21 protein-coding genes are annotated in these 20,949 nt (G+C 65.7%); 8 read left to right on the plus strand and 13 right to left on the minus strand.

Going from position 1 to position 20,949, the window contains the following annotated elements:
* Positions 1 to 31: 31 nt before the first annotated feature.
* The 6 genes from ACZY08_RS06810 to ACZY08_RS06835 are packed head-to-tail and all read right to left on the minus strand — an operon-like array spanning position 32 to position 7,049.
* Positions 32 to 1,276, minus strand: a complete 1,245-nt coding sequence (locus ACZY08_RS06810) for an NADH:flavin oxidoreductase/NADH oxidase family protein (RefSeq protein WP_463743780.1) — start codon at positions 1,274 to 1,276, stop codon at positions 32 to 34.
* Positions 1,273 to 2,739, minus strand: a complete 1,467-nt coding sequence (locus ACZY08_RS06815) for a class I adenylate-forming enzyme family protein (RefSeq protein WP_463743781.1) — start codon at positions 2,737 to 2,739, stop codon at positions 1,273 to 1,275. Before ACZY08_RS06815 ends, ACZY08_RS06810 begins: the two co-directional genes overlap by 4 nt.
* On the minus strand, positions 2,736 to 3,656 hold the full coding sequence (locus tag ACZY08_RS06820; protein ID WP_463743782.1) for an alpha/beta hydrolase: 921 nt from the start codon (positions 3,654 to 3,656) through the stop codon (positions 2,736 to 2,738). The genes ACZY08_RS06815 and ACZY08_RS06820 overlap by 4 nt, the downstream gene beginning before the upstream one ends.
* Entirely contained in the window at positions 3,653 to 4,618 is a 966-nt protein-coding gene (locus ACZY08_RS06825) for an enoyl-CoA hydratase/isomerase family protein (protein ID WP_463743783.1), read from the minus strand. The genes ACZY08_RS06820 and ACZY08_RS06825 overlap by 4 nt, the downstream gene beginning before the upstream one ends.
* Entirely contained in the window at positions 4,615 to 5,535 is a 921-nt protein-coding gene (locus tag ACZY08_RS06830; RefSeq protein ID WP_463743784.1) for an SDR family oxidoreductase, read from the minus strand. The genes ACZY08_RS06825 and ACZY08_RS06830 overlap by 4 nt, the downstream gene beginning before the upstream one ends.
* A complete protein-coding gene (locus tag ACZY08_RS06835; RefSeq protein WP_463743785.1) occupies positions 5,535 to 7,049 on the minus strand; it encodes an amidase in 1,515 nt (504 codons plus the stop codon). Before ACZY08_RS06835 ends, ACZY08_RS06830 begins: the two co-directional genes overlap by 1 nt.
* A 98-nt stretch (positions 7,050 to 7,147) precedes the next feature.
* Between ACZY08_RS06835 and ACZY08_RS06840 the strand changes: the two genes are divergently transcribed.
* Positions 7,148 to 7,717 carry a TetR/AcrR family transcriptional regulator gene (locus tag ACZY08_RS06840; RefSeq protein ID WP_463743786.1) on the plus strand — a complete coding sequence of 190 codons (570 nt, stop codon included), beginning with the start codon at positions 7,148 to 7,150 and terminating at the stop codon, positions 7,715 to 7,717.
* Here the strand turns inward: ACZY08_RS06840 and ACZY08_RS06845 are convergent.
* Complete coding sequence (locus ACZY08_RS06845; protein WP_463743787.1) at positions 7,702 to 8,259, minus strand: TetR/AcrR family transcriptional regulator; 558 nt, start codon at positions 8,257 to 8,259, stop codon at positions 7,702 to 7,704. The genes ACZY08_RS06840 and ACZY08_RS06845 overlap by 16 nt on opposite strands.
* A 91-nt stretch (positions 8,260 to 8,350) precedes the next feature.
* On the opposite strand from ACZY08_RS06845, the gene ACZY08_RS06850 reads away from it, so the two are divergent.
* The 6 genes from ACZY08_RS06850 to ligD all read left to right on the plus strand — a co-directional run bounded on the left by ACZY08_RS06850 (position 8,351) and on the right by ligD (position 14,106).
* Positions 8,351 to 9,190 (plus strand): SDR family oxidoreductase, encoded by an 840-nt coding sequence (locus ACZY08_RS06850; protein ID WP_463743788.1) that lies wholly within the window; start codon positions 8,351 to 8,353, stop codon positions 9,188 to 9,190.
* Between the two features lie 29 nt (positions 9,191 to 9,219).
* On the plus strand, positions 9,220 to 10,089 hold the full coding sequence (locus ACZY08_RS06855) for an alpha/beta fold hydrolase (RefSeq protein ID WP_463743789.1): 870 nt from the start codon (positions 9,220 to 9,222) through the stop codon (positions 10,087 to 10,089).
* The gene (locus ACZY08_RS06860; RefSeq protein WP_463743790.1) at positions 10,086 to 10,778 is read left to right on the plus strand and encodes an SDR family oxidoreductase; all 693 of its coding nucleotides are present in this window, start codon (positions 10,086 to 10,088) and stop codon (positions 10,776 to 10,778) included. The genes ACZY08_RS06855 and ACZY08_RS06860 overlap by 4 nt, the downstream gene beginning before the upstream one ends.
* Positions 10,775 to 11,776 carry an NADP-dependent oxidoreductase gene (locus tag ACZY08_RS06865; RefSeq protein WP_463743791.1) on the plus strand — a complete coding sequence of 334 codons (1,002 nt, stop codon included), beginning with the start codon at positions 10,775 to 10,777 and terminating at the stop codon, positions 11,774 to 11,776. The genes ACZY08_RS06860 and ACZY08_RS06865 overlap by 4 nt, the downstream gene beginning before the upstream one ends.
* A 217-nt stretch (positions 11,777 to 11,993) precedes the next feature.
* A complete protein-coding gene (locus ACZY08_RS06870) occupies positions 11,994 to 13,052 on the plus strand; it encodes an ATP-dependent DNA ligase (RefSeq protein ID WP_463743792.1) in 1,059 nt (352 codons plus the stop codon).
* 1 nt (position 13,053) lies between these two features.
* A complete protein-coding gene (ligD, locus tag ACZY08_RS06875) occupies positions 13,054 to 14,106 on the plus strand; it encodes a non-homologous end-joining DNA ligase (RefSeq protein ID WP_463743793.1) in 1,053 nt (350 codons plus the stop codon).
* A 5-nt stretch (positions 14,107 to 14,111) separates the two neighbouring features.
* Here the strand turns inward: ligD and ACZY08_RS06880 are convergent, their stop codons facing one another.
* The 3 genes from ACZY08_RS06880 to ACZY08_RS06890 all read right to left on the minus strand — a co-directional run bounded on the left by ACZY08_RS06880 (position 14,112) and on the right by ACZY08_RS06890 (position 17,782).
* Positions 14,112 to 15,779 (minus strand): hypothetical protein, encoded by a 1,668-nt coding sequence (locus tag ACZY08_RS06880; protein WP_463743794.1) that lies wholly within the window; start codon positions 15,777 to 15,779, stop codon positions 14,112 to 14,114.
* Positions 15,780 to 15,902: 123 nt separating this feature from the next.
* Positions 15,903 to 16,919, minus strand: coding sequence for an aldo/keto reductase (locus tag ACZY08_RS06885; protein ID WP_463743795.1), 1,017 nt, complete (start codon positions 16,917 to 16,919; stop codon positions 15,903 to 15,905).
* Positions 16,916 to 17,782: an SDR family NAD(P)-dependent oxidoreductase gene (locus ACZY08_RS06890; RefSeq protein ID WP_463743796.1), complete on the minus strand. Its 867-nt coding sequence runs from the start codon at positions 17,780 to 17,782 to the stop codon at positions 16,916 to 16,918. Before ACZY08_RS06890 ends, ACZY08_RS06885 begins: the two co-directional genes overlap by 4 nt.
* Positions 17,783 to 17,934: 152 nt before the next feature.
* Between ACZY08_RS06890 and ACZY08_RS06895 the strand changes: the two genes are divergently transcribed.
* The gene (locus ACZY08_RS06895) at positions 17,935 to 18,507 is read left to right on the plus strand and encodes a TetR/AcrR family transcriptional regulator (RefSeq protein WP_463743797.1); all 573 of its coding nucleotides are present in this window, start codon (positions 17,935 to 17,937) and stop codon (positions 18,505 to 18,507) included.
* Between the two features lie 21 nt (positions 18,508 to 18,528).
* On the opposite strand, the gene ACZY08_RS06900 is transcribed toward ACZY08_RS06895, so the two are convergent.
* The 3 genes from ACZY08_RS06900 to ACZY08_RS06910 all read right to left on the minus strand — a co-directional run bounded on the left by ACZY08_RS06900 (position 18,529) and on the right by ACZY08_RS06910 (position 20,931).
* On the minus strand, positions 18,529 to 19,092 hold the full coding sequence (locus ACZY08_RS06900) for a TetR/AcrR family transcriptional regulator (protein ID WP_463743798.1): 564 nt from the start codon (positions 19,090 to 19,092) through the stop codon (positions 18,529 to 18,531).
* Between the two features lie 25 nt (positions 19,093 to 19,117).
* Positions 19,118 to 19,582 carry a GreA/GreB family elongation factor gene (locus ACZY08_RS06905; protein ID WP_463743799.1) on the minus strand — a complete coding sequence of 155 codons (465 nt, stop codon included), beginning with the start codon at positions 19,580 to 19,582 and terminating at the stop codon, positions 19,118 to 19,120.
* Between the two features lie 98 nt (positions 19,583 to 19,680).
* Positions 19,681 to 20,931, minus strand: a complete 1,251-nt coding sequence (locus ACZY08_RS06910) for an NAD(P)/FAD-dependent oxidoreductase (RefSeq protein ID WP_463743800.1) — start codon at positions 20,929 to 20,931, stop codon at positions 19,681 to 19,683.
* Positions 20,932 to 20,949 lie beyond the last annotated feature (18 nt).

Genomic DNA, 20,949 nt, shown 5'->3' on the forward strand with positions numbered 1-20,949 from the left:
CAGCCGGCGGCCGGCTCCGGTCCTCTCCACGTCAAAGACCACGCTTGCGTCCGACTGACACAGTGCCGTTACGGCGCAGCATCGCAAACATGGTGGCGATGCGACCCCGCTTGAGGTCGGGCTTCAGGCCGGCGCCAACCCGGTGCAATTGGTCTGTGTGCCAAGAAAGTTCGAGAATCCCGTCGAGAGACTTCAGATCGATGAACCGGCCGAGGACACCCCGCATTCCGGCGCGCAGTGAGTGTGAAGCCAGTGTCTCGGCGCGGCCGGCCAACACCGCATCTGCGGCGTCGGGCGTGGTGGCGGTGGGCCGGCCCAAACCGATGACGTCACACTCACCGGAATCGACCGCCTCTGCCATCGCGCCACGTGAACGGAAGCCACCTGTTACCGCCAGTGGGATATCGCCGGCAAGGTCGCGGACCGTGCGGGCATACTCCAGGAAGTAGGCCTCGCGCGCCCGGGTGCTGTCGGCGGCCTTGCCCATCATGGCGGGCTGCTCGTAGCTGCCGCCGCTGACCTCGATCAGGTCGAGGCCCTCACGTGCCAACGCCGCCACCACCAGGCGTGATTCGTCTTCGGTGAACCCGCCACGCTGGAAGTCGGCCGAGTTGAGCTTGATGCCTACCGCGAAGCTCGGTGCCACCCGCGCGCGGATGCGGCGCACGACTTCGACCACGAAACGCATCCGGCGCTCCGTGTCACCGCCCCATTCGTCGGTGCGCTTGTTCGACAACGGCGACAGAAACTGTGCGACCAGGTAGCCGTGCGCGCCATGGATCTGCACGCCGTCGAAGCCCGCCGTCTCGCATACCGCCGCCGTGTTCGCGAAACGTTCGATGATGTCTTCGATCTCGCCGGCTGTCAGCTCCCGCGGTGTGGTGGCGCCGGGGAACTTGAGCGCCACCGGACTGGGCGCGACGGGCGTGTGGCCGAGCGCGAGTGGGTTTGACTGCCGCCCTGGATGGTTGAGCTGAACCCAGATCGGAACGCCGGCGTCCTTGGTGGTCTTGGCCCAACGTGACAACGCATCCAGGTCGCGCTCGTCTTCGATGACGACATTGCCCGGCTCCCCGAGCTGTGTGCGGTCGACCATCACGTTGCCGGTGACGATCAGACCGTAGCCGCCGTGGCTCCAGCTCGTGTAGAGCCGCTCCAGGCGCTCGTCGGGGGCGTTGTGCTTGTCGCCGAGCCCTTCGCTCAACGCGGCCTTCATGATTCGGTTGGGCAGTACCTGGCCGCACGGTAGTGTCAGCGGGTCGTGCAGGGAAGTCATATGGATGTTCCTTTCAGGTGGGCAGCGCGCAGCGGTGCCTTGTCGGGCTTGCCGACAGCGTTCTTGGGGATGGCGTCCACCGCGGTGATCGAGGTGGGCCGCTTGTAGCCGGCGAGTTTACGAGAGCAAAGGTCTTGCAGCGCTGCGAGATCGATGGCGAGGCCAGGCCGGGGTTGGACGTACGCGGCGACGGTCTCACCCCATTTGTCGTCGGGAACACCGATGACGGCGGCCTCCAGGACATTCGGGTCACCGGTGAGGACGTCCTCGATCTCCTTGGGGTAGATGTTCTCGCCACCGCGGATGATCATGTCCTTGGACCGGCCTACCAGTGTCAGGTAGCCGTCGGTGTCGACATGACCGATGTCACCGGTGTGCAACCAGCCGTCGATGACGACGCGGGCGGTCTCGTCGGGGCGACCGAGATAGCCGCGCATGACATTCGCGCCGGCGATGAGCACCTCACCATCGGCCCCCGGCGCCACATCCGTGCCGAGTTGGTCGACGATGCGGATCTGCTGGCCCGGAAACGCGATTCCCACTGTGCCGGCGCGTCGTTCGCCGGCGACCGGGTTGATGGTGGAGGCACATGTCGCTTCGGACAGGCCGTAGCCCTCGACCAGCGGAAAACCGAAGCGCGCCTCGAAGCGGTCCAGCAATTCTGCTGACGCTGGGGCGGCCCCACAGATGCCGAACCGCAACGACGATGTGTCGGGTGTGACGTCGTCGGGCAGTGCCGCCAGCATGCGGTAAATGGTCGGCACTGCCGAGAAGAACGTCGGCCTGTGGCGTTCGACGACGCCGAAGAAGGAGTGCGGATCGAACTTCTCGGCGATGACGACGCTCGCTCCCGCGAGCAGCGGCATCAGGACACTGACCACAATGCCGTTGACGTGGAACAGCGGCAGGATCAGCAGACAGCGATCCGTTGGGTCGATGTGAAGCGCCTGCCGTCCCATCTCTGCCATGGCATCGAGGTTGGCGTGGTCGAGCATCACGCCCTTTGGCACACCGGTGGTGCCACTGGTGAAGATCAGCAGGGCCAGCGCCGAAGGATCAACCAGCGGTGGCTCCTCCTGCCCCGGCGCCTCCGGGTAGAGATCCCCGACGGTCAGCGTCGCAACCCCGGCCGGTCCGCTGTCCCCGTCCTCGACCACGAGCAGTCGCGTCCCGGAGGTGTGGATCTGCAGCGTGACCTCGCCGTCGGTCAGGCTCGGGTTGACCGGTGTGACAGTGGCGCCCAACCGCCACGACGCGAACAACAGCACCACGAACTCAACCCGATTACGCAACTTGAGCGCCACCACATCATCGGCGCCGACGCCCAGCTTGTGAAGATGGTGCGCTGCCGCCCGCACCCGCTGCAGCAGCATGGCATTGGTGAGCGGCCGGATGCCGTCGGACACGGCGGCCCCGTCCGGATCCAGATCTGCCCGTCGGTCGGGCAACGACGCAAAATTCATGAAACGTGCGCTCTCGCCGGCTGCAGGTGGCGAGTGAGGAACTCGACCTGATCACGGACCAGCGCGTCGAAGGGCGCACCGAGGTAGAAGTCGAAATGGCCGGCGTCGTATCGCTTGATCTCGCCTCTGGGTGCGGTGCGTGCGTACCGCAGGGTTTGGGCCGGAGGCGTCACGCTGTCGGTATTGCTGACGCAGAACAGGATCGGAAACTTGATCTTCTTCGCCGAACGGCCGGGCCGATACGTCGCTATCGTTGGAGCGACCCGTGCGGCTACCTCGTTCCGGAAAGTCGTGTCAGGCGGTAGTAACGCCTGGTAGCCGGGAAGCGCGTCGGGTGCATTCATGAGGGCCACGGCGCCCGGGGAACCGGCGAGGGGAATCATCGCGGGCGGCCTGCGCAGGACGATGGCGGCGTAATCTTTTGCGACCAACGGCAACACCTTCAGGGATTCAGCCGGGCCCAGTGCGAGCGCGGAGGCCAAGCCGTCGGTGAACGGGCATTGAGCCAATGCCGCCTTGAGCTCTGGATGGCGCGACGCGACGGTGATGGCGTGCCCCCCGCCGAAAGAGCTGCCCCAAACGGCAACCCGGGAGCTGTCCAGGCCGTCACGATTCTTCACCCACGCGATGGCGGCATCCCAATCGGCGAGCTGTCGTTTGATCGACAGAAGCTGGCGGGGTTCGCCGCTGCTGTCGCCGAAGTGGCGGTAGGTGAACGCCAAGGCGGCGATCCCGGCTTGCGCGAACCGCTCGGCGAAGGCGTCCAGGCGCATCTCGCGTGTCGCGCCGAGACCGTGCCCGAGAATGACCACGGGCGGTGACGTCACTCCGGTGGGCAGGTAAAGCCACGCGGCACAGGTGTCCCCGCCGGAAGTGAACGATACGTCGTGGCGGGTGAAAGGCTGTGCGGCGCTCACTTCTTCACCGCTCCATTGGCCGTATCGACCGCGGGCACCCGGCCCGATGCGAGCGCTTGTGCGTAGGTGTCGGGGCGGTAGAGCGGCAGCTCGCCGGTGGTGTCGGTATCCGCAAGGTACTGCACCATCAGCTCCTGACCGGCCGTGGACTGATCGGTGGGGAAGAACTCGGTCCGCTCGACGTGGAGACCTTCGGCCAGTGACATCGAGCCGCCGAAGTAGACCGCCCTCTTGATGCCCTCGACCGACGCTTTCGTCCTCTTTCCGAAGTACTCGGCCAGCTCGGTCGCCCGCGCGAGCACTTCGTCAGGTACGACGACATCGTCGACGGCACCATTGGCCAGCGCCTGCGCAGGTGTGAACGGCTTGCCCTCGAGGATCGCGACCAATGACCTGTGGGTGCCGATCAGGCGTGTGAGCCGTTGCGAGCCACCACCGCCCGGCATGATGCCGAGGAGGACTTCCGGCTGGCCGATGAAGTAATCCCCGTCGGCCATGACACGCAGATCGCACGCCCACGCGAATTCCGCTCCCAGGCCCAGGGCCGAACCGTTCAGCGCCGCCACGAAGATGACGCCGCTGGCATTCATCTTCATGAACGTCGCGTGCAGCCGGTCGAGCTGGCCGGCGCCGCTCAGCGGAGTCTTGTCCACAACCGGGCCCGGGACACCGGCACGGTCGATGCCTCTGGCCAGTCGCAGGGCGGCCGAGGCGCCGCGCCGGCCCAGCTTCGGTTTCACCGCTCCGCCTTCTTGCAGCCACCGGACGTCGGCGTGGCTGACGAACCGGCCGGGGCGTGCCCCGGTGAACACGACGGCGTGGACGCTTGGATCACGGTCGACCCGGTCGACCAATTCGTCGAGCTCGTTGGCGATCTCGACTCCGAACAGGCTGTGCGGGCCGCCGTCGACTCGCACGATCATGGTGGCGCCGCGGTCTTCGATCTGGAGGTGCTGTGTCATGGCTTTGCTTTCGTTGTGATTTCGCCGGGAGGAAAGATCAGCGCGGGTGACTGCGGGGACGGCACGAGTTGGTCGTGCCTTCCCAGCGCCGCGACCTCACGCTCGAGCGCCGGTGCCACCTCGGCTGCGAAGCGCCTCATCCATGGCCACGCGGCCGGCGAGTTCAGCGCAGCCTTCGCCCAGTTGGCCGCGACAACAGCACGCGGCACGTATATCCGGCTGCGCCGGCGCACCAGTCCGCGCACGATTGCAGTAGCCGCGCGATCGACACTCGTAGTGACATTGCCTGGGTAGGGGAGCCGCCTGCGAAGCTCTTGGAACGACGGGAGATCCGTCTCGGCGCCTCGGACCAGATCGGTGTCGATCCACGAGGGATGGACAAGTCCCACGGTCACTCCGAGGTGTGCCACCTCTTGACGGTAGGCGAGGGCGAGCATCTCGACGCCTGCCTTGCTTGCGGCGTAAGAGGCCAGCCCGGCAATCGGCGTGAAGGATATCGCCGAGGCGATGACCATCGCATGGCCTCGACTCTGTTCCAGGTGAGGTGTCGCGTACTTGAGCGTGCGGAAAACGCCGTTCAGGTTGATGTCCAGGACTCGCTCGAACGACGCCTCGTCAGCCTGGCGCACCGTTCCGTACGCGGCAACCCCGGCATTGGCGACGACGAAGTCGATGCCCCCCATGGTGATTGCGCAATTGTCGATCGCCGACCGCAAAGCGGTGCCGTCGCGCACATCGGCTTCCTCCCATGACGCACCAGGGCCAAGATCGTCGGAAAGTGCGCGCAGCCGTTCGGGCTCGAGTCCGATGAGGGCGACGCGAGCACCGCGGGCGGCGGCAAGACGTGCGACCTTCTCCCCGATACCCCGTGCGGCTCCGGTGATGACCAGCTTCTGGCCCGACAAGTTGCGCCGCATCAGGCGACGCTCGTCACGTGTGAGCGGTAGTTCTGCGGGATGCGGTAGCCGCCGAGAGCCTCGGTGAGCAGGGCCGCGAATTCGACGGTGGTGCGGTCGCCGCCGGCGGGGCCCATCGCCTGGATGCCGACGGGTAGGCCCGTTGCGGTGGTCGTGATGGGCATCGTCGTGGCCGGAGCTCCGGCGATGTTGGCCAATGCGCTCCATTTGGTTTGGTCCCAATAGGAGCGGGTGACGCCGTCGACGTCGATGGTGCGGCCGAAGCGGTCGTGGTCCTTGTTGTGGTGGCCGGGGGCCGCGGTGGGCGTGACGGGTAACAGTAGGACGTCGAATTCCTTGAAGAATCCCACCCATCGGTGCGCGGTTTCCCGTCGCGCCGCATCGCGGAACAACCACGCCCGGTGGCTTTGGATCGTCCCGCGCAGCGCGGCGGCAGCGTCACCGCGCGGGCTCATCAGTGAGCGTAGGGCAAGGGCACCGGCGAACTGCGGGCTCATGGTCGACCGGTCAACCGAGAACGCGGCCATCACCAAGCTCAGGAACAGGTCATGTGACGCGGTCAGGTCCACCGGGATGCTCGCGGGTTGCTCTGTGACCCGAGCCCCCGCGTCGCGCAGGGCGGTGACGGCGTCGTCCATGGCTCGACGGGTGTCTGTGTCGATGGGGCAGGCGGGATCGTCGGCCCATACCGCGACGCGGAAATCCTTGAGCGCGCTCGCGCGCGGCGGGGCGAGTGCGTACGAGAATCCGCCGTCGGGGTTCAGCGGCCCGACGGTGGCTTCCAGTGCAGGGATGATGTCGCGGGCGCCGCGTACCTGCACTCCGGCGCAGGCCATGTCGGCCTCGCCCCACCGCCCGGGATTGCCTGGCGCGCTGGGGATATGGCCGACCAACGGAACAGACTGCCAGGTCGATTTGTGGCCGTAGAGGCCGCAGAAGTGGGCCGGAATCCGGGTGGAGCCACCGATTTCGGACCCGAAGTCGAAGCTCGTGAGACCGGCCGCGGTGGCGGCGGCCCCACCACCAGCAGAACCACCGGAGGTGCGTGACAGATTCCAGGGGTTGTTCGTCCGGCCGAACACCGGATTACTGGCCTGCACGTCTGCGTTGCCGGTCGGCATGTTGGTCTTGCCGAAAACGATGGCCCCTGAGCGGCGTAGCCGGGCGACGGCCTCAGCGTCCTGCGTCGGTACGTAATCGGCGAGGTCCGGCCGGCCGCAGACCGTGCGCATGCCTGCTGTCTCATAGCTGTCTTTGACGGTGATCGGCAGGCCGTGCAGCGGACCGAGCGCACCTCCACGCGAGCGCGCCGCATCGGCCTCTTTTGCGGCCAGCCGCGCTGCAGCCGCGTCGATCGTGACGATCGCGTTGAGCGACGCGTTGTGTGCATCGATACGCGACAGGTAGAGGTCGACCAATTCGGTGCTGGATACCTCCCGAGCGTCCAGGGCCGCCAGTTGTTCGGTCGCCGGCAGCCAGGCGAAATCGTCAGGAGCCATGGAGGACACAGTCATCTCTTTTCTTTGGCAGAGTTGGCCAGAGATCCGCGAGGTATACCAATCGGTCTACTGGCAATAGCGACGGTAGTACACCGAATGGTATAGTGCAAGACATGAGTGCGCGGGAACGTCTGATGTCGGCCACGGCCACCCTGATGCAGAAGCAAGGTGTGGCCGGGACTGGGATTGCGGAGATCCTGTCGACCAGCGGCGTGACGCGACGATCGATCTATCTGAACTTTCCCGGCGGCAAGTCCGAATTGGTGGCCGCTGCAACGCGTGCCTCGGGGGACGAGTTGACCGCTGTATTGCGCGACTGCATCGCGCAGCGTGATCCGATCGGCGCGTTTACCCGTGTGTGGACCGAGATGCTGGTCACCACGGACTTCGAGGGCGGCTGCCCCATTGTGGCGGCGGCGTTCAGCCGTGGCGAAGCTCCCGAGGCTGCCGACACCGCGGCCGATGTGTTCGCCGAGTGGGGTCAGCTGCTGGCTGACAGGCTGACCGAAGACGGCATCAGCCGGGCTGTGGCGCAGTCATTGTCGACGACTGTCGTGGCCGCGCTCGAAGGGGCGGTCATCCTGTCCCGCGCCGCGCGTTCGACCAAGCCGCTGACGCAGGCCGCCCGGCACCTCAAGGAACTGATCGCCCAGCACCGCCCACCTGGTCAGCGCACCGCCTGATCGAGCAGCGCCGCAGCGGCCTTACGTGCATGTGTCCAGCAGGCGGGGTCGTCGAGTGAGGTCGACAGTGCGGCTGCACCTTCGTACAGAAGGGCGAGTTGATTGCCCAGCAGTGTCGGGTTGGTGGCACCGGCTTGGCGGGCCAGCTTGATCAGCCCCTGGATGTAGCTGCGCTTGTGTTCGTGGACGATGTCGTGAATTTCCGGCATCGCCTCGGCGGCTTCGACGGCCGCGTTGTGGAAGGGGCAACCGCGCATCTGCCCGTCCGGAGACGGGGTGGCGAACAGCGCGAGAATGCGCTCGCGAGGTGTGCGGTTCGAGGCATCCGGTCCGGGTCGGATTGGGTCGTCGACGAGTTGCCGGATGCACCGTAGGTACTCTTCGACCACCGCGGTCTTGCTCGGAAAGTGTTGATACAGAGTCCGTTTGGAGACCGATGCTTCATTGGCGAGTCGCTCGACGCCGGTGGCATTGATGCCTTCGCGGTAGAACAGGTCGATGGCGGTGTTGAGGATGCGCTCCCGAGCGCCGCGGCCGGTCATGACTCAAGTATACCGATAGGTTTACATCGCCGGCAAAGGCGTGTAGCGTCAGCGATCAGCAAGTACACCGATCGGTATACGAGGAGTCGGTATGAATCAGCAACGTCCCGGTTCGGTACTGGTTACCGGAGCAGGCCGGGGAATCGGTCTGGCGATCACCGAGCATATGAGCCGACGAGGTTGGGACGTGTACGCCACGGCGCGATCCGAGGCTGCCCTGCGCAGCCTCGAGCGCTTGCCCAATGTGCACGCGGTAGCGCTCGACATCACCGACAGGTCTGCGATCGCCGCGCTTCCCGATAGGCTTCCCGCTGAGCTCAACGGCGTCGTCAACAACGCGGGGATCATCGTCAACGGGCCGGTCGAGGGGCTGTCCCTCGATGATCTGACGCAGCAGTTGAACGTCAATGTGATCTCGCAGATCGCAGTGACCCAGGCGGTGCTGCCGAACATCCGTTCCGCCGGCGGCCGAGTGGTGTTCATGTCCTCGGTCAGCGGGTTGATCACCACACCGGGCACCGGTGCCTACACCGCATCGAAGTACGCGATCGAATCCCTGGCCGATGCGCTCCGGATGGAGTTGCGCCCGTGGCGAATTCCGGTGTCGCTCATCGAGCCGGGTCCGATCCGGACCGACATGTGGGCTGACGTGCTCGACGACTACGACCACATGACCAAACAACTCAGCGACGAGCATCGCCGACTGTATGCGTCGCACCTCGCCGGCAGCCGGAAATTGCTGGGACGTCTGCAGAAGCTGGCTGCTGATCCCAGCAGGGTCACCAAGGCCGTCGACCACGCGCTGACATCGAGGCGTCCGAAGCGTCGCTATCTACTCGACATCGTCAGCCGGACCCAGAAAGCCGTCGCCGCAATCGCGCCCACCGCGGTCAACGACGCGGTACTGGCCGCGGCAACCACATCCAGATGAAGCACACCGGTTTACCAAGGAAGGCAATCATGGCAGGCAATCGAAGTACCCGAAATGGCGTGTCGTACAAAAACGCGCCGACGAAATCGGTGTCCGTGAAGGGCGCTCGATTCGTCTACCGGGAGCTGGGCATCGATACCGGGGTGCCGGTGGTCTTCCTCCATCACCTGGCGGCCAACCTCGACAACTGGGACCCGAGGGTCGTCGACGGTATCGCGGCGAAACACCGCGTGATCACCTTCGACAATCGCGGTGTCGGTGGTTCCGAGGGCAAGACGCCCGACACCGTCGAGGCAATGGCCCACGACGCCGTGGCGTTCATCCGTGCGCTCGGACTCGAGCAGGTCGATCTCCTCGGGTTCTCGCTCGGCGGCATGGTCTCGCAGGTGATCGCCCAACAAGAGCCCGCACTGGTGCGGAAGATCATCCTCGCGGGGACGGGACCTGCGGGAGGCGAAGGCATCGCCAACGTGACAAGACTGACCTACCTCGACACGCTTCACGCATTCGCCACGTTCAAAGATCCCAAGGAACTTCTCTTTTTCACGAGAACAGACCACGGCAAGTCGGAAGCCAAGGCATTCATCAAGCGGCTGAAGGAACGCACCGACGATCGGGACAAGGCGATGGCGCTCGGAGCATTCCGAACACAGCTCAAGGCGATTCACGCCTGGGGCCTTGAGAAACCGGCCGATCTCGCGACCATCCGTCAGCCCGTCCTGGTGGCCAACGGTGATGACGATCGCATGGTACCCACGCGGAACTCCTACGACCTGGCTCAACGGCTGCCCGATGCGACGCTGCGCATCTACCCCGACGCAGGACACGGCGGCATCTTTCAGGCCCACGAGCGGTTCGTTCCCGAGGCGCTCGAGTTCCTGGGAGCATCGATCTCATGACCTCACTCACCGAGCAGACCGTGTTGGTCACCGGAGCCAACCGCGGCATGGGCCGCGAATACGTCGCGCAGCTCCTCAACCGTGGCGTGACGAAAGTGTATGCAGCTGCCCGTGATCCGCGGACGATCGACGTCATCGATCCGCGCGTCGTCCCGCTTGAACTCGATGTCACCGATGCGACGTCCGTGGCCGAGGTGGCTGAGGCAGCGTCCGATGTCAGCGTGCTGATCAACAACGCCGGCATTGTGCGCGCAGCCTCGGTGCTCGACCACGACAGCTCCGGTCTGCGGGAACAGATGGAGACCAACCTCTTCGGTCCGCTCGCGATGGCTTCCGCTTTCGCCGATCGGATTGCGGAAAAGTCCGGCGCGATCGTCAACGTATCGTCGGTGCTCGCGTGGATGCCCATCGGCGCCAGTTACGGGGTGACCAAGGCCGCGCTGTGGAGCGCCACCGACTCGATGCGGCTTGAACTCGGGTCACGTGGCGTGCAGGTGGTCGGCGTCTACATGGGCCTGGTGGACACCGATATGGCCACGTTCGCCGATGCTCCCAAGTCCGACCCGGCCGACGTGGTGCGTCAGGTTCTCGACGGAATCGAGTCCGGTGCGGACGAGGTGCTGGCCGATGAAATGACCCGCGGTGTCCGGGCGCAGATGGACAAGCCCGTCCAGGAGCGTTTGCGATGAGAGCCTTCGCGATCGACCGATACAAGAGCAAGGACGGCGGCCGTATCGTCGACCTGCCGCAACCCGACGTCGGCGACAAAGACGTACTCGTCCAGGTCCATGCGGCCGGGGTGAACGTCCTGGATACAAAGATCGCCGCCGGCGAATTCAAGATTTTCCTGCCCTATCGATTCCCGCTTGTTCTCGGCAACGACGTGGCCGGCGTCGTGGTGCAGGTCGGAGCCCAGGTGCGGCGCTTCAAGCCCGGCGACGAGGTGTATGCGCGGCCGGACAAGGACAGGATCGGCACCTTCGCGGAGTTCATTGCGATGGACGAAGCCGACGTCGCGCTCAAGCCCAGAGAGCTCAGCATGGTGGAAGCGGCGTCCGTTCCGCTCGTCGGCTTGACCGCGTGGCAGGCGCTCGTCGAGAAGGCGAACGTACAACCCGGGCAGAAGGTCTTCATCCAGGCAGGCACCGGCGGGGTGGGGACGTTCGCCATCCAGCTGGCCAAACACCTGGGTGCCACCGTCGCCACCACAGCCAGTGCCGCCAACTTCGAACTGGTCAAAGCCCTCGGGGCAGATGTCCTGATCGACTACAAAACCGAGGACTTCGAGACGAAACTGCGGGGCTACGACGTCGTTCTGCACAGTCAGGACTCGAAAACCTTGGACAAATCCCTGCGGGTACTCAAGCCAGGCGGGGCCCTCATCTCCATATCCGGGCCACCAGACCCGGCCTTCGCGGACGAAGTCGGCGTGCCCTGGTATGTCAATCCCATCATGCGCGCGTTGAGCTTTGGGGCGAGGCGAAAGGCCAGGCAACGCAACGTGACGTTCTCGTTCCTGTTCATGCGGGCCAACGGCGAACAGCTGAGCGAGATCACCTCCCTCATCGACCAAGGCATCATTCGCTCAGTTGTCGAAAAGGTTTTCCCGTTCGAATCGACCAAGGAAGCCCTGGATTACATCGAACGAGGACGGGCAAAAGGCAAGGTCGTCGTCAACCTGATGTAGCGATGCCCACGGAGGGTGTGAAATACCGGCGTTTTGGCTACTCGTATGGTGCGACAACGCCGGCCGAGTCGCGAGGCAAGAGCGGGAACACAGGGTTTCAGGCGGCCCCCACGGCATGCGTCAAGCAGAGCGTGACTGGTCCCACCCGCCGCCGGCGTCGGCGCGATGAGTTGGTGGCGGCGCGGCGGTCTAGATCCAGGACACCCGATGAACCAGGATGGAGCCCGTGGACCTACCCGTAGAGCCGCCGATCGAACCGATGCTCGCCAAAGCCCAGGTGAAAGTACCCGACGAGGGCGGGGTGTGGTCCTACGAGCCGAAATGGGACGGCTTCCGCGCGCTGGTCTTCCGTGACGGCGACGAGGTGGTGCTGCAGTCGCGCAGCGGAAAGGAACTCGGGCGATACTTCCCCGAACTGCTCGATGTGCTGCGTGACGAACTCGCCGACCGCTGTGCCCTCGATGGCGAGGTGGTGGTGCCTCGACAGATCGACGGGCGGGTACGTCTGGACTGGGAGTCGTTGTCACAGCGCATCCATCCCGCCGAGTCGCGGGTGCGGATGCTCGCCGAACAGACACCGGCGCACTTCATCGGTTTCGACGCGCTGGCAACCGGCGACCGGTCATTGCTCGACGAGCCGTTCCGGGTGCGCCGTGAAGCCTTGATCGACGCCGTCAAATCCAAGCAGTGGTGCCACGTCACGCGAACCACCACCGATCCCGAACTCGGGGCGCAGTGGTTGCAGACCTTCGAGGGTGCGGGGCTCGATGGGGTGATCGCCAAGAAGCTCGACGGGCAGTATCTGCCCGGGAAGCGCGAGATGATCAAGGTCAAGCACCATCGCGACGCCGACTGCGTGGCCATCGGCTACCGCATCCACAAGAGCGGGGAAGGTATCGGCTCGATCCTGCTCGGCCTTTACCGCGCCGACGGCGAGCTGCAGATGGTCGGTGGCGCAGCGTCGTTCAGCGTCAAGGACCGGCTCAAACTGCTGGCCGACCTGGAACCGCTGCGCGAGGGCGACGAAGTCCGCGACGGTGACCCGAGCCGCTGGAACTCGGCCGCCGACAAGCGCTGGATTCCGGTGCGCCCGGAGCGGGTGTGTGAGGTGGCCTATGACCAGATGGAGGGTAACACCGTGAACGGCAGGCGATTCCGGCACGCGGTGAAGTTCATGCGCTGGCGCCCCGACCGGGGACCCTCGAGCTGCACGTTCGACCAGCTCGACGTGCCGCTGAACTACGACCTGTACGACGTGCTTGAGGGAGACAGTTGACATGGCTGAAAAAGCTGGAGGAGCAACCGAACTCGACGTCGACGGGATCAAGGTGCGGTTCACCAGCCCGGACAAGGTGTACTACCCGAAGCTCGGCTCGGCCGGGACCAAGGGCAAGTTGATGGAGTACTACCTGTCAGTGGCCGACCGGATGGTGACGCTGTTGAAAGACCGGCCGACGCACTTGCAGCGCTTCCCCGACGGCATCGAGGGTGAGGAGATCTATCAGAAGCGAGTGCCGCAGAAGCACCCCGACTATCTGGAGACCTGCGTCGTCACGTTCCCGTCCGGGCGCACCGCCGACGCGCTCAAGGTGACTCACCCGGCGGCCATTGCGTGGGCCGCGCAGATGGGCACGATCACGTTGCACCCCTGGCAGGTTCGATGCCCGGACACCGAACATCCCGACGAGCTGCGTATCGATCTGGACCCACAGCCCGGCACCGGTTTCGCCGAGGCCGCCGCGGTCGCGTGCGATGTGCTCAAGCCGCTGCTCGACGAACTCGGCCTGGTCGGCTATCCCAAAACGTCGGGCGGTCGGGGCGTGCACATCTTTCTGCGGATCAAGACCGACTGGGATTTCATCGAGGTGCGCCGGGCCGGGATCGCCTTGGCCCGCGAGGTCGAACGCCGTGCGCCAGACGCGGTCACCACCTCGTGGTGGAAGGAAGAGCGGGGCGAGCGGATGTTCATCGATTACAACCAGAATGCCCGCGACCGCACGTTCGCCTCACCTTATTCGGCGCGCAAAACCCCGATCGCGACGGTGTCGACGCCGTTGTCCTGGGACGAGCTCCGCACGGCCAATCCTGACGACTACACCATCGCCACCGTGCCGGATTTCCTTGCCGGACGGGTTGATCCATGGGCCGGCATCGACGACGACAAGCAGTCCCTGCAGCCGCTGCTGGACCTGGTGGCCGCCGATGAGGAGCGCGGCCTCGGGGATCTGCCGTACCCGCCGAGCTATCCGAAGATGCCGGGCGAGCCGCCGCGGGTGCAGCCCAGCAAGAAGGTCGCCGAGAACTGGGACGAGCAGGGCAATCGTCGCTGACGCAGTCAGAGCAGCCGGAGCAGAGCGAAGTCTGACGGTGGCCGGGGAGCCACCGGCGCGGTGGCAAGCATCGGCTGGAATGCGGTGGTGATCAGTGCCGGGGCGGAACTGCCGATCACGACGGCGCTGGTAGGTCCGGCCGGTGTCGGCAGGTTGAGCGTCTGGCCCGGCTCGCCGTAGATGCCCGAGCAGTCAACGCCTTCACAGGCTCCGGTGGACGCATCGATCCGGCCCGCGAACATGTCATCCACCCAGCCGGTGATGAGGGTCTGTGAGGCCGCCTTGTTCGGCTCCGTGGAGAACCCGTAGAACAGGTACGACAGGAGCTGGATGGCCGGGCTCCCACCCTGCATGGCATCCAGGTGTTGGCCGTCAGCCAGCACTACGCCGTTGAACATGTCCGGTCGATGCTCGATCAGCGCCGCATCGACCCGGCGTACTTCCTTGGGTGCACCCAGTTCCAGTACCGGGACGTAGGTATCCAGCCCGTCCAGTTTGTCCAACGCATCCGGCAGTACGTTCTCCGGCGGCGCCCCGTCGAGCAGTACCACGCCGGCCAGATGGTTCTCTGCCCCAGTCGATTTGACGGCATCCGCGTAGTAGCCCGCGGCGCCGGCCACCACACCCGCGCCCAGCGAGTGCCCCACCAGGACGAACGTTTCCGGAAGGGGTACGTCGGCACCGTACCTTGCGGCGTATCCGGCTGCCTGCGCGCTGGCGGTCAACGCCTCGCGGTCACCGAGGAACAGCTCGGCCGTTGCGCGATAGACCTGATCGTCACCCAACCAGAACCCGTCCCGGACAAACCGATTCGACGAGTAGGTCGGCACCACCACGACGCTGTTGGTGCGCTCGGCCAGGTTTGCCGCGGTGTAGCTGTACATCGCACTCACGCCGAGGAACCCGTGCTGCAGCAGGATGATCCGCTCTGGCGGTTCGTCGCCCTCCGGGTAGTACCAGTCAGCGGGTACGTTGCGGCCTTCCGTGATCTCCAACGAGGAACTTCGTACCGTGACGTTGCTGCCGGCGGGAACCCTGGGCGGACCCGCGATGGCGGTGACGGCCACACCGACGAAGTCGAAGACGAATGACTGGATTTGGTCGGGCAGTGACAGCGACGGCGCCGCGGTTGGCGGCACCGGCAAGGTGGGCGCCGCGGCCTGTGGATCTGGCGCTGCGAACGAGGCCGCGACGCGCTTGAAGACGTGTCGCAGCATCGGCGCGGCTTGCTGCTCATTGGTTTCGACGGACTCGACGGGCTCCGCGGACGCCACCGGTGCGGTGGGTGCAGCGCTCGGCTGTGCCTTCGAGAGGAAGTTGACCAATGCGGTCTTGCGTTGCGTGGCACGGGTTTCGCGTCCGCTTGCGCCAGGTACTGCCGCCGGGGTGGGCCGGGACGCGGCTATCTTGGCGGGCTTGATCGCCTTCTTGCCCATGACGTCCCGATCGGCGTCAGCTGACCGGGCTGAATGACGTGTCCGGTTGGGGCTGCGACGTGGACCGGCCCGGTGGCCCTTGCTCGACGGACTTGCGCTGGCAGCGGACTCGGATGCCTTCGGGCCGTCGGAACCTGATCCAGTGTCGGCAGTCGCCACATCGGCTCCGGCGACCATTGCCGCAGAAACCCCGGCCGCCACCGCGCCTGCCCCGAGCCAAACCGATAGTCGCGCCACAGTGTCTCCTGCCCCGAGAAGCGTCGATTCTCGAGCGTCAATGTATGACACGCGCAGGTCGCAGTAGACAGTTTTCGCAATCTGCGCACGATCGGCTCGGAACCGTTCAACGTCCCAGCGGCCTCATCGAATGGTTCGGGCGTGAACCGGGGCGTAGCGCTCGCCGGCGACTCGGTCCGGTGCGAAGATCTTGGCCAGAAGCGCCACTTCGTTTGCGCTGATCGCAACATCGGTGGCAGCGATGTTCTCCCGGACGAACGGAATCCGCTTGGTTCCGGGAATCGGCACTACATCGAGCGGCTGTGCCAGCAGCCAGGCCAACGCCAGTTGTCCCGGGCTGCAACCCTTCTCCGTCGCGATGGCCTGAAGTTTCTCGACTGGCTCGAGGTTGACCGCGAGGTTCTCGGCGGAGAACCTCGGGTTCGTGGCGCGGAAGTCGCTTGCAGCGAAGGTGCTACCGGCCTTCACGGATCCGGTGAGCGCCGAGCGGCCCAGGGGGCTGTAGGGCACAAGGGTGATGTCCAATTCCCGGCATGTCGATGTGATGCCGTCCTCTACGTGCCGTTCCCACAGTGAGTACTCGGATTGCAGCGCGGTGATCGGGTGGGTGGCGTGTGCGCGACGGATCTGATCTGGGCCGACCTCGCTGAGTCCGATGGCACGGACTTTGCCCGCCGTGACGAGTTCGGCCATCGCTCCCACGGTTTCCTCGATCGGCACGCTCGGGTCGAGGCGATGGTAGTAGTACAAATCGATGACGTCGGTACGCAAGCGGCGCAGACTGGCCTCACATGCCGACCGCACATACTCGGGCCGGCCGTCGATCGCGATCCCGTCGGCAGAGTCGTTGACCTTCGCCGCGAACTTGGTAGCCAACACGATCTCGTCCCGGTGCCCGGCGATCGCGCCGCCGATCAGTTGCTCGTTGTGGCCGAAGCCATGGATCGGCACACCGAAGGTGATGTCGGAGGCGCCATAGACATCGGAGGTATCGAGGAAATCCACCCCGAGCTCAAGTGCGATGCGAATAGTGGCTGCCGATTCGCTGTCGTCCGCTTCGCCGTAGGACTGCGACATTCCCATGCAGCCCAGGCCGATCGGGCGCACCGTAAGATCGGAATGCCCGAGGGTTGTCCTCATTTGGCCGCTCCCAGGGGGTCGACCTGATCGGCGGTGACATCGTCGGCCGCGGTGGAAAGGCTGAGGGACTCCCACTTCTCGTCGTCGGCGAGCAGGTCGTGTCCGGCGGAGGTCGCGTAGCGGTAGGCATCGGGTCCGACGAGCAATCGCTCTGGGGGATCACTCATCTCGGCGATGGTGAGGACGAGTCCGGCCACCTTGGCGGGGTCGCTGGCACCGAGGTTCTCCGGTGTGCTCTGAGCGATCGACGCACCGACGGTGCCGGCGTACTCCTCGCGGACCGAGGCGGCCCGCATCGACGATCCGGCCCAATCAGTGCGCATACCACCGGGTTCGAGCACGGTGACCTTGATTCCGAGAGGCTCGACTTCTTTTGCGAGCACGCCGGAGAATCCGGTGACTGCCCACTTGGCGGACTGGTAGGCGCCCAGGCCGGCGCGCACGAGTCGCCCGCCCACCGATGAGATCTGGACGATGTGGCCGGCGCGCTGGGTGCGCATGACGGGCAATGCGGCTTGGGTCAGCCGTACGACGCCGAAGAAGTTGGCGTCGATCTGGGCACGGAAGTCGTCGAATTCGAAGTCCTCGATGGCGGCCATGTTCGCGTAGCCCGCATTGTTGACCAGCACGTCGAGTCGGCCGAACCTCTCGACCGCGGTGGCCACGGCCGCGTGTACCTGGGCGTCGTCCGTCACGTCGAGTTCGACGACGGCGAGGCGATCCGGCTCCTGCTCGGCAAAGTCGGCCAGGGCAGTGGCGGAGCGGACTCCGGCGACGACGCGGTGCCCTGCGTCCAACGCGGCTTCGACGATGGCGCGACCCAGACCCCGGGATGCGCCGGATACCAGAAACACGTTCGACATTGCGTTACCTACTTTCGGTTGACATATCTGGGTGGAGTAATGGTTCAGGCGACAACCCGAGATCCATGACCCACTCCCATGTCTACGTCTGTATACATTCGATAGGTATACAGACGTAGACTTGCGCCCGGATATTCCCTAGCGTTCTCGGCATGGGTTCCTCACGACCACGCAATGCTGCAGGCACGCGCGAAGCGATCCTGCAATCGGCGATCCGCCACTTCGCGCTGTCCGGCTATGACGGTGTCGGCGTTCGTGAGATCGCACGAGACGCCGGGGTCACCGCGATGCTGGTGAACCGCTACTTCGGGTCCAAAGAGCAGCTGTTCGCCGAGGCGGTCGAAACCTCCTTCGCACCACCGGCGATCGTCGCCGAGGAACCGGACGCCCTCGCGCGCGACATGGCCACCGCGCTGGTCCAGCGCTCCGACCCGGATGCAGACCCACTGGAGCCGTTCCTGATCATGCTCCGCTCTGTCTCGAACCCGGTCGCGGTGAACATCGTGCGCGACGCGATCGCGCGCCACGTCGGCCGGCGGTTGGGCCGCCAGCTCCCCGAGCCCGGACGGCAGCTCCGCACCGACGCGATGCTGTCGGTGGTCAGCGGTGTCCTTCTGATGCGCCGGGTGATGCGAAGCCCGGGCTTGACCGACTGCGATACCGGCCAATTGACCGCTCTGTTCGAGCGCCTGTTCGCCACGATCATCGATGCTGACCTGGACTGAGCCCGGCGCCAAGGCCGAGCGTCAGCTCCCCAGCATCAGATCCAGAAAACGCTCGTACCTGTCGGCGGTGGTCAGGGCGTCGGCCGAGTCCATCAGATGCAGCACTCCGATACCCGTCGCGAAGGTGGCCTGGCCGCGCAGCGCCGCGTTCTCGGGGCTGAACCCGTAGTCGGCATACGCCTTGGTGACCGCGACCAGAACGCGATGGTCGGCCGCCCGCACATTGGCCGCGGCGACGTCGTCGGATCTGGCCCACTCCCGCATCGCGCGCTCCAAGGTCCAGTGGCGCGGGGACAGCAGTTGCTTCATCATCGTCGACAGCCGCTCGCGCGGCGGCAGGTGTTCGAGTTCGGCAAGTGAGCGCCGGTCCTGTTCCAGGAACACATTCCACGACGCGACCAGGGCGGCCCGATAGCCCTTCATATCGGTGAAGTGCCAGTAGAAGCTGCCCCGGGTCGCGCCGATCTGCTCGCAGAGGCGTTCGATCTTCAGTGCCCGCATCCCGTCGGAGGCCAGCAGGGCGTACCCGGCCTGCACCCAGTCATCGGCGGTCAAGCTGCCGGGCGTGCCTTTGCGTTCGGCCATCCGAACAGGGTAGGACGGATGCGCCCTATCCCGCGGCCGGCAGGTGCATCCCGAACGGCACCGCGCTGATCAGAGTGACCGGCACGGCCTCGCCGCTGGGCACCGGGTAGCTGCGGTGCTCGCCGGGACGCGCACCGACGATGGCCTCGCCCAACGGTGAGTTCACCGAATAGACCTCCAGGTCGCCGTATTCGGCGCCCCGGACACCCAGCAGGAATGTCTCGATCTCACCGGTCTGGTCGTAGCGCACCGTCAGCACCATGCCCGGCTCCGCCACTCCGTCGTCCGGCGGATCCTCACCGACGACGGCGTTGAGCAGCAGATCGTGGATCTGCTGGATGCGGGTCTGCCGGGCCCGCTGGATGGCCACCTCGTTCTCGTCGGAGTCGGAGGCTGCTTCTCCTGCGATCAGATCACGTAGCGTCGACAGTTCGACCTGCAGGCGCTCGTAGGCCTGCGGTGATAACCAAACACGTTGGCTGACAGTCATTGTGGTTTCCTTCCGATGATGCTCCAGTTGCCGTCAGGGGCGGGTTGTGCACCGCCCCTGACGGCTTTGGGGGCCCGTCAGGGCAAGGTCGTGAATCGTCAGCGCAGGGGATCGAATTCCCGCAGCGCCTCGGGTTGCTTCCCGGTGGTCATGTATTCGGCGAGCAGTCGGCCGGTGACGGGGCCGTGCGCCAGCCCCCACATACCGTGCCCGCCTGCCACGTAAATGCCTTGTGCCACTGCGCCTATCAGTGGACGCCCGTCGGGGGTGACGGGCCGCGGGCCCACCCACGCATCGGTGCGGGCTTCCCAGTCCACCCCATCGAGCAGCGGGGCGGCCGCGGCGATGATCGCGTCGACCCGCGGCGGTTGCAGCGGATCGTCGGGGGAGCGGAACTCCATAGTTCCGGCCACCCGCAACCGGCCTTGATACGGCGTGCAGGCGACACGGGCGTCGGGCAGATAGATGGGACCGAGAACCGGGCGGTCCACCGGCACAGTGAACGAGTAACCGCGTCCGGCCTGCACCGGCGTGTGGACCCAGGGCTTCGCCAGCTTCGACAGCCACGCCCCGGTGGCGATCACCGCGGTCTCGGCGCTCAATGTTCGGTCCGTCAGGTCTACCTTCACGTCGGCACCCACAGCGCGCACGTCGGTCACTTCCCCGATGACCAGCTCCGCGCCCCTGGCGGTGACGGCGTCGCCGAGCGCCTGGACGAACCGGCCCGGGTCCACGAAGCGCTGGCCTTCCACACTGATGCCCGCGGTGATCGCCGACGACGCCAGCGGGACATGGTCGCGCAGCATCTCACCGGACAGGCCGGTGACCGTGACGGTCTGTCCGACGGCGGCCATCCGGCGCAGTTCGGTCATCAGATGTTCGGCTTGGTGGGAGTCTTCGAACAGCGCGGTGATCGGACCGTCAGTGGTGGGTACCGACACCCCGTTGGAAGTCAGCACGTCGTAGGCCTCGAGGCATTCCTCGTTGAGCGGCACGTTGGCTCTGGCGACCCTGGTCCAGGTCGAGAGCCGGCAGTTCATGGCGAACCGGGCCAGGAACGCCAGCAACCGGGGGCCCGATGTCAGCGGGATGTGCAGGGGAGCGGCCGGGTCGAAAAGGGACCGGAGGCCGTAACGCAGCACTGCCGGATCGTTGAGCGGGATCGTCAGCGTCGGCGAGACCCAGCCGGCATTGCCCCATGACGCACCTGCGGCGACCCCGGTGCGGTCGACAACGGTGACCTTGACCCCATGCTCCTGGAGAAACCATGCGGTGGACAGGCCGACGATGCCTGCACCCACGACAACCGCTGACCGCGGTGCACCGTCAATGCGCTCGACCCCATACATGTCTTCCATGGTGGGGCC

Source organism: Mycobacterium sp. IDUB_9, assembly GCF_055419505.1.

Coding starts and splice junctions, on each gene's coding strand:
- ACZY08_RS06810 (WP_463743780.1), bottom strand. CDS start 1,276: ATGACTTCCCTGCACGACCCGCTGACACTACCGTGCGGCCAGGTACTG.
- ACZY08_RS06815 (WP_463743781.1), bottom strand. CDS start 2,739: ATGAATTTTGCGTCGTTGCCCGACCGACGGGCAGATCTGGATCCGGAC.
- ACZY08_RS06825 (WP_463743783.1), bottom strand. CDS start 4,618: ATGACACAGCACCTCCAGATCGAAGACCGCGGCGCCACCATGATCGTG.
- ACZY08_RS06830 (WP_463743784.1), bottom strand. CDS start 5,535: ATGCGGCGCAACTTGTCGGGCCAGAAGCTGGTCATCACCGGAGCCGCA.
- ACZY08_RS06835 (WP_463743785.1), bottom strand. CDS start 7,049: ATGACTGTGTCCTCCATGGCTCCTGACGATTTCGCCTGGCTGCCGGCG.
- ACZY08_RS06840 (WP_463743786.1), top strand. CDS start 7,148: ATGAGTGCGCGGGAACGTCTGATGTCGGCCACGGCCACCCTGATGCAG.
- ACZY08_RS06845 (WP_463743787.1), bottom strand. CDS start 8,259: ATGACCGGCCGCGGCGCTCGGGAGCGCATCCTCAACACCGCCATCGAC.
- ACZY08_RS06850 (WP_463743788.1), top strand. CDS start 8,351: ATGAATCAGCAACGTCCCGGTTCGGTACTGGTTACCGGAGCAGGCCGG.
- ACZY08_RS06855 (WP_463743789.1), top strand. CDS start 9,220: ATGGCAGGCAATCGAAGTACCCGAAATGGCGTGTCGTACAAAAACGCG.
- ACZY08_RS06860 (WP_463743790.1), top strand. CDS start 10,086: ATGACCTCACTCACCGAGCAGACCGTGTTGGTCACCGGAGCCAACCGC.
- ACZY08_RS06865 (WP_463743791.1), top strand. CDS start 10,775: ATGAGAGCCTTCGCGATCGACCGATACAAGAGCAAGGACGGCGGCCGT.
- ACZY08_RS06870 (WP_463743792.1), top strand. CDS start 11,994: ATGGAGCCCGTGGACCTACCCGTAGAGCCGCCGATCGAACCGATGCTC.
- ligD (WP_463743793.1), top strand. CDS start 13,054: ATGGCTGAAAAAGCTGGAGGAGCAACCGAACTCGACGTCGACGGGATC.
- ACZY08_RS06885 (WP_463743795.1), bottom strand. CDS start 16,919: ATGAGGACAACCCTCGGGCATTCCGATCTTACGGTGCGCCCGATCGGC.
- ACZY08_RS06890 (WP_463743796.1), bottom strand. CDS start 17,782: ATGTCGAACGTGTTTCTGGTATCCGGCGCATCCCGGGGTCTGGGTCGC.
- ACZY08_RS06895 (WP_463743797.1), top strand. CDS start 17,935: ATGGGTTCCTCACGACCACGCAATGCTGCAGGCACGCGCGAAGCGATC.
- ACZY08_RS06900 (WP_463743798.1), bottom strand. CDS start 19,092: ATGGCCGAACGCAAAGGCACGCCCGGCAGCTTGACCGCCGATGACTGG.
- ACZY08_RS06905 (WP_463743799.1), bottom strand. CDS start 19,582: ATGACTGTCAGCCAACGTGTTTGGTTATCACCGCAGGCCTACGAGCGC.
- ACZY08_RS06910 (WP_463743800.1), bottom strand. CDS start 20,931: ATGTATGGGGTCGAGCGCATTGACGGTGCACCGCGGTCAGCGGTTGTC.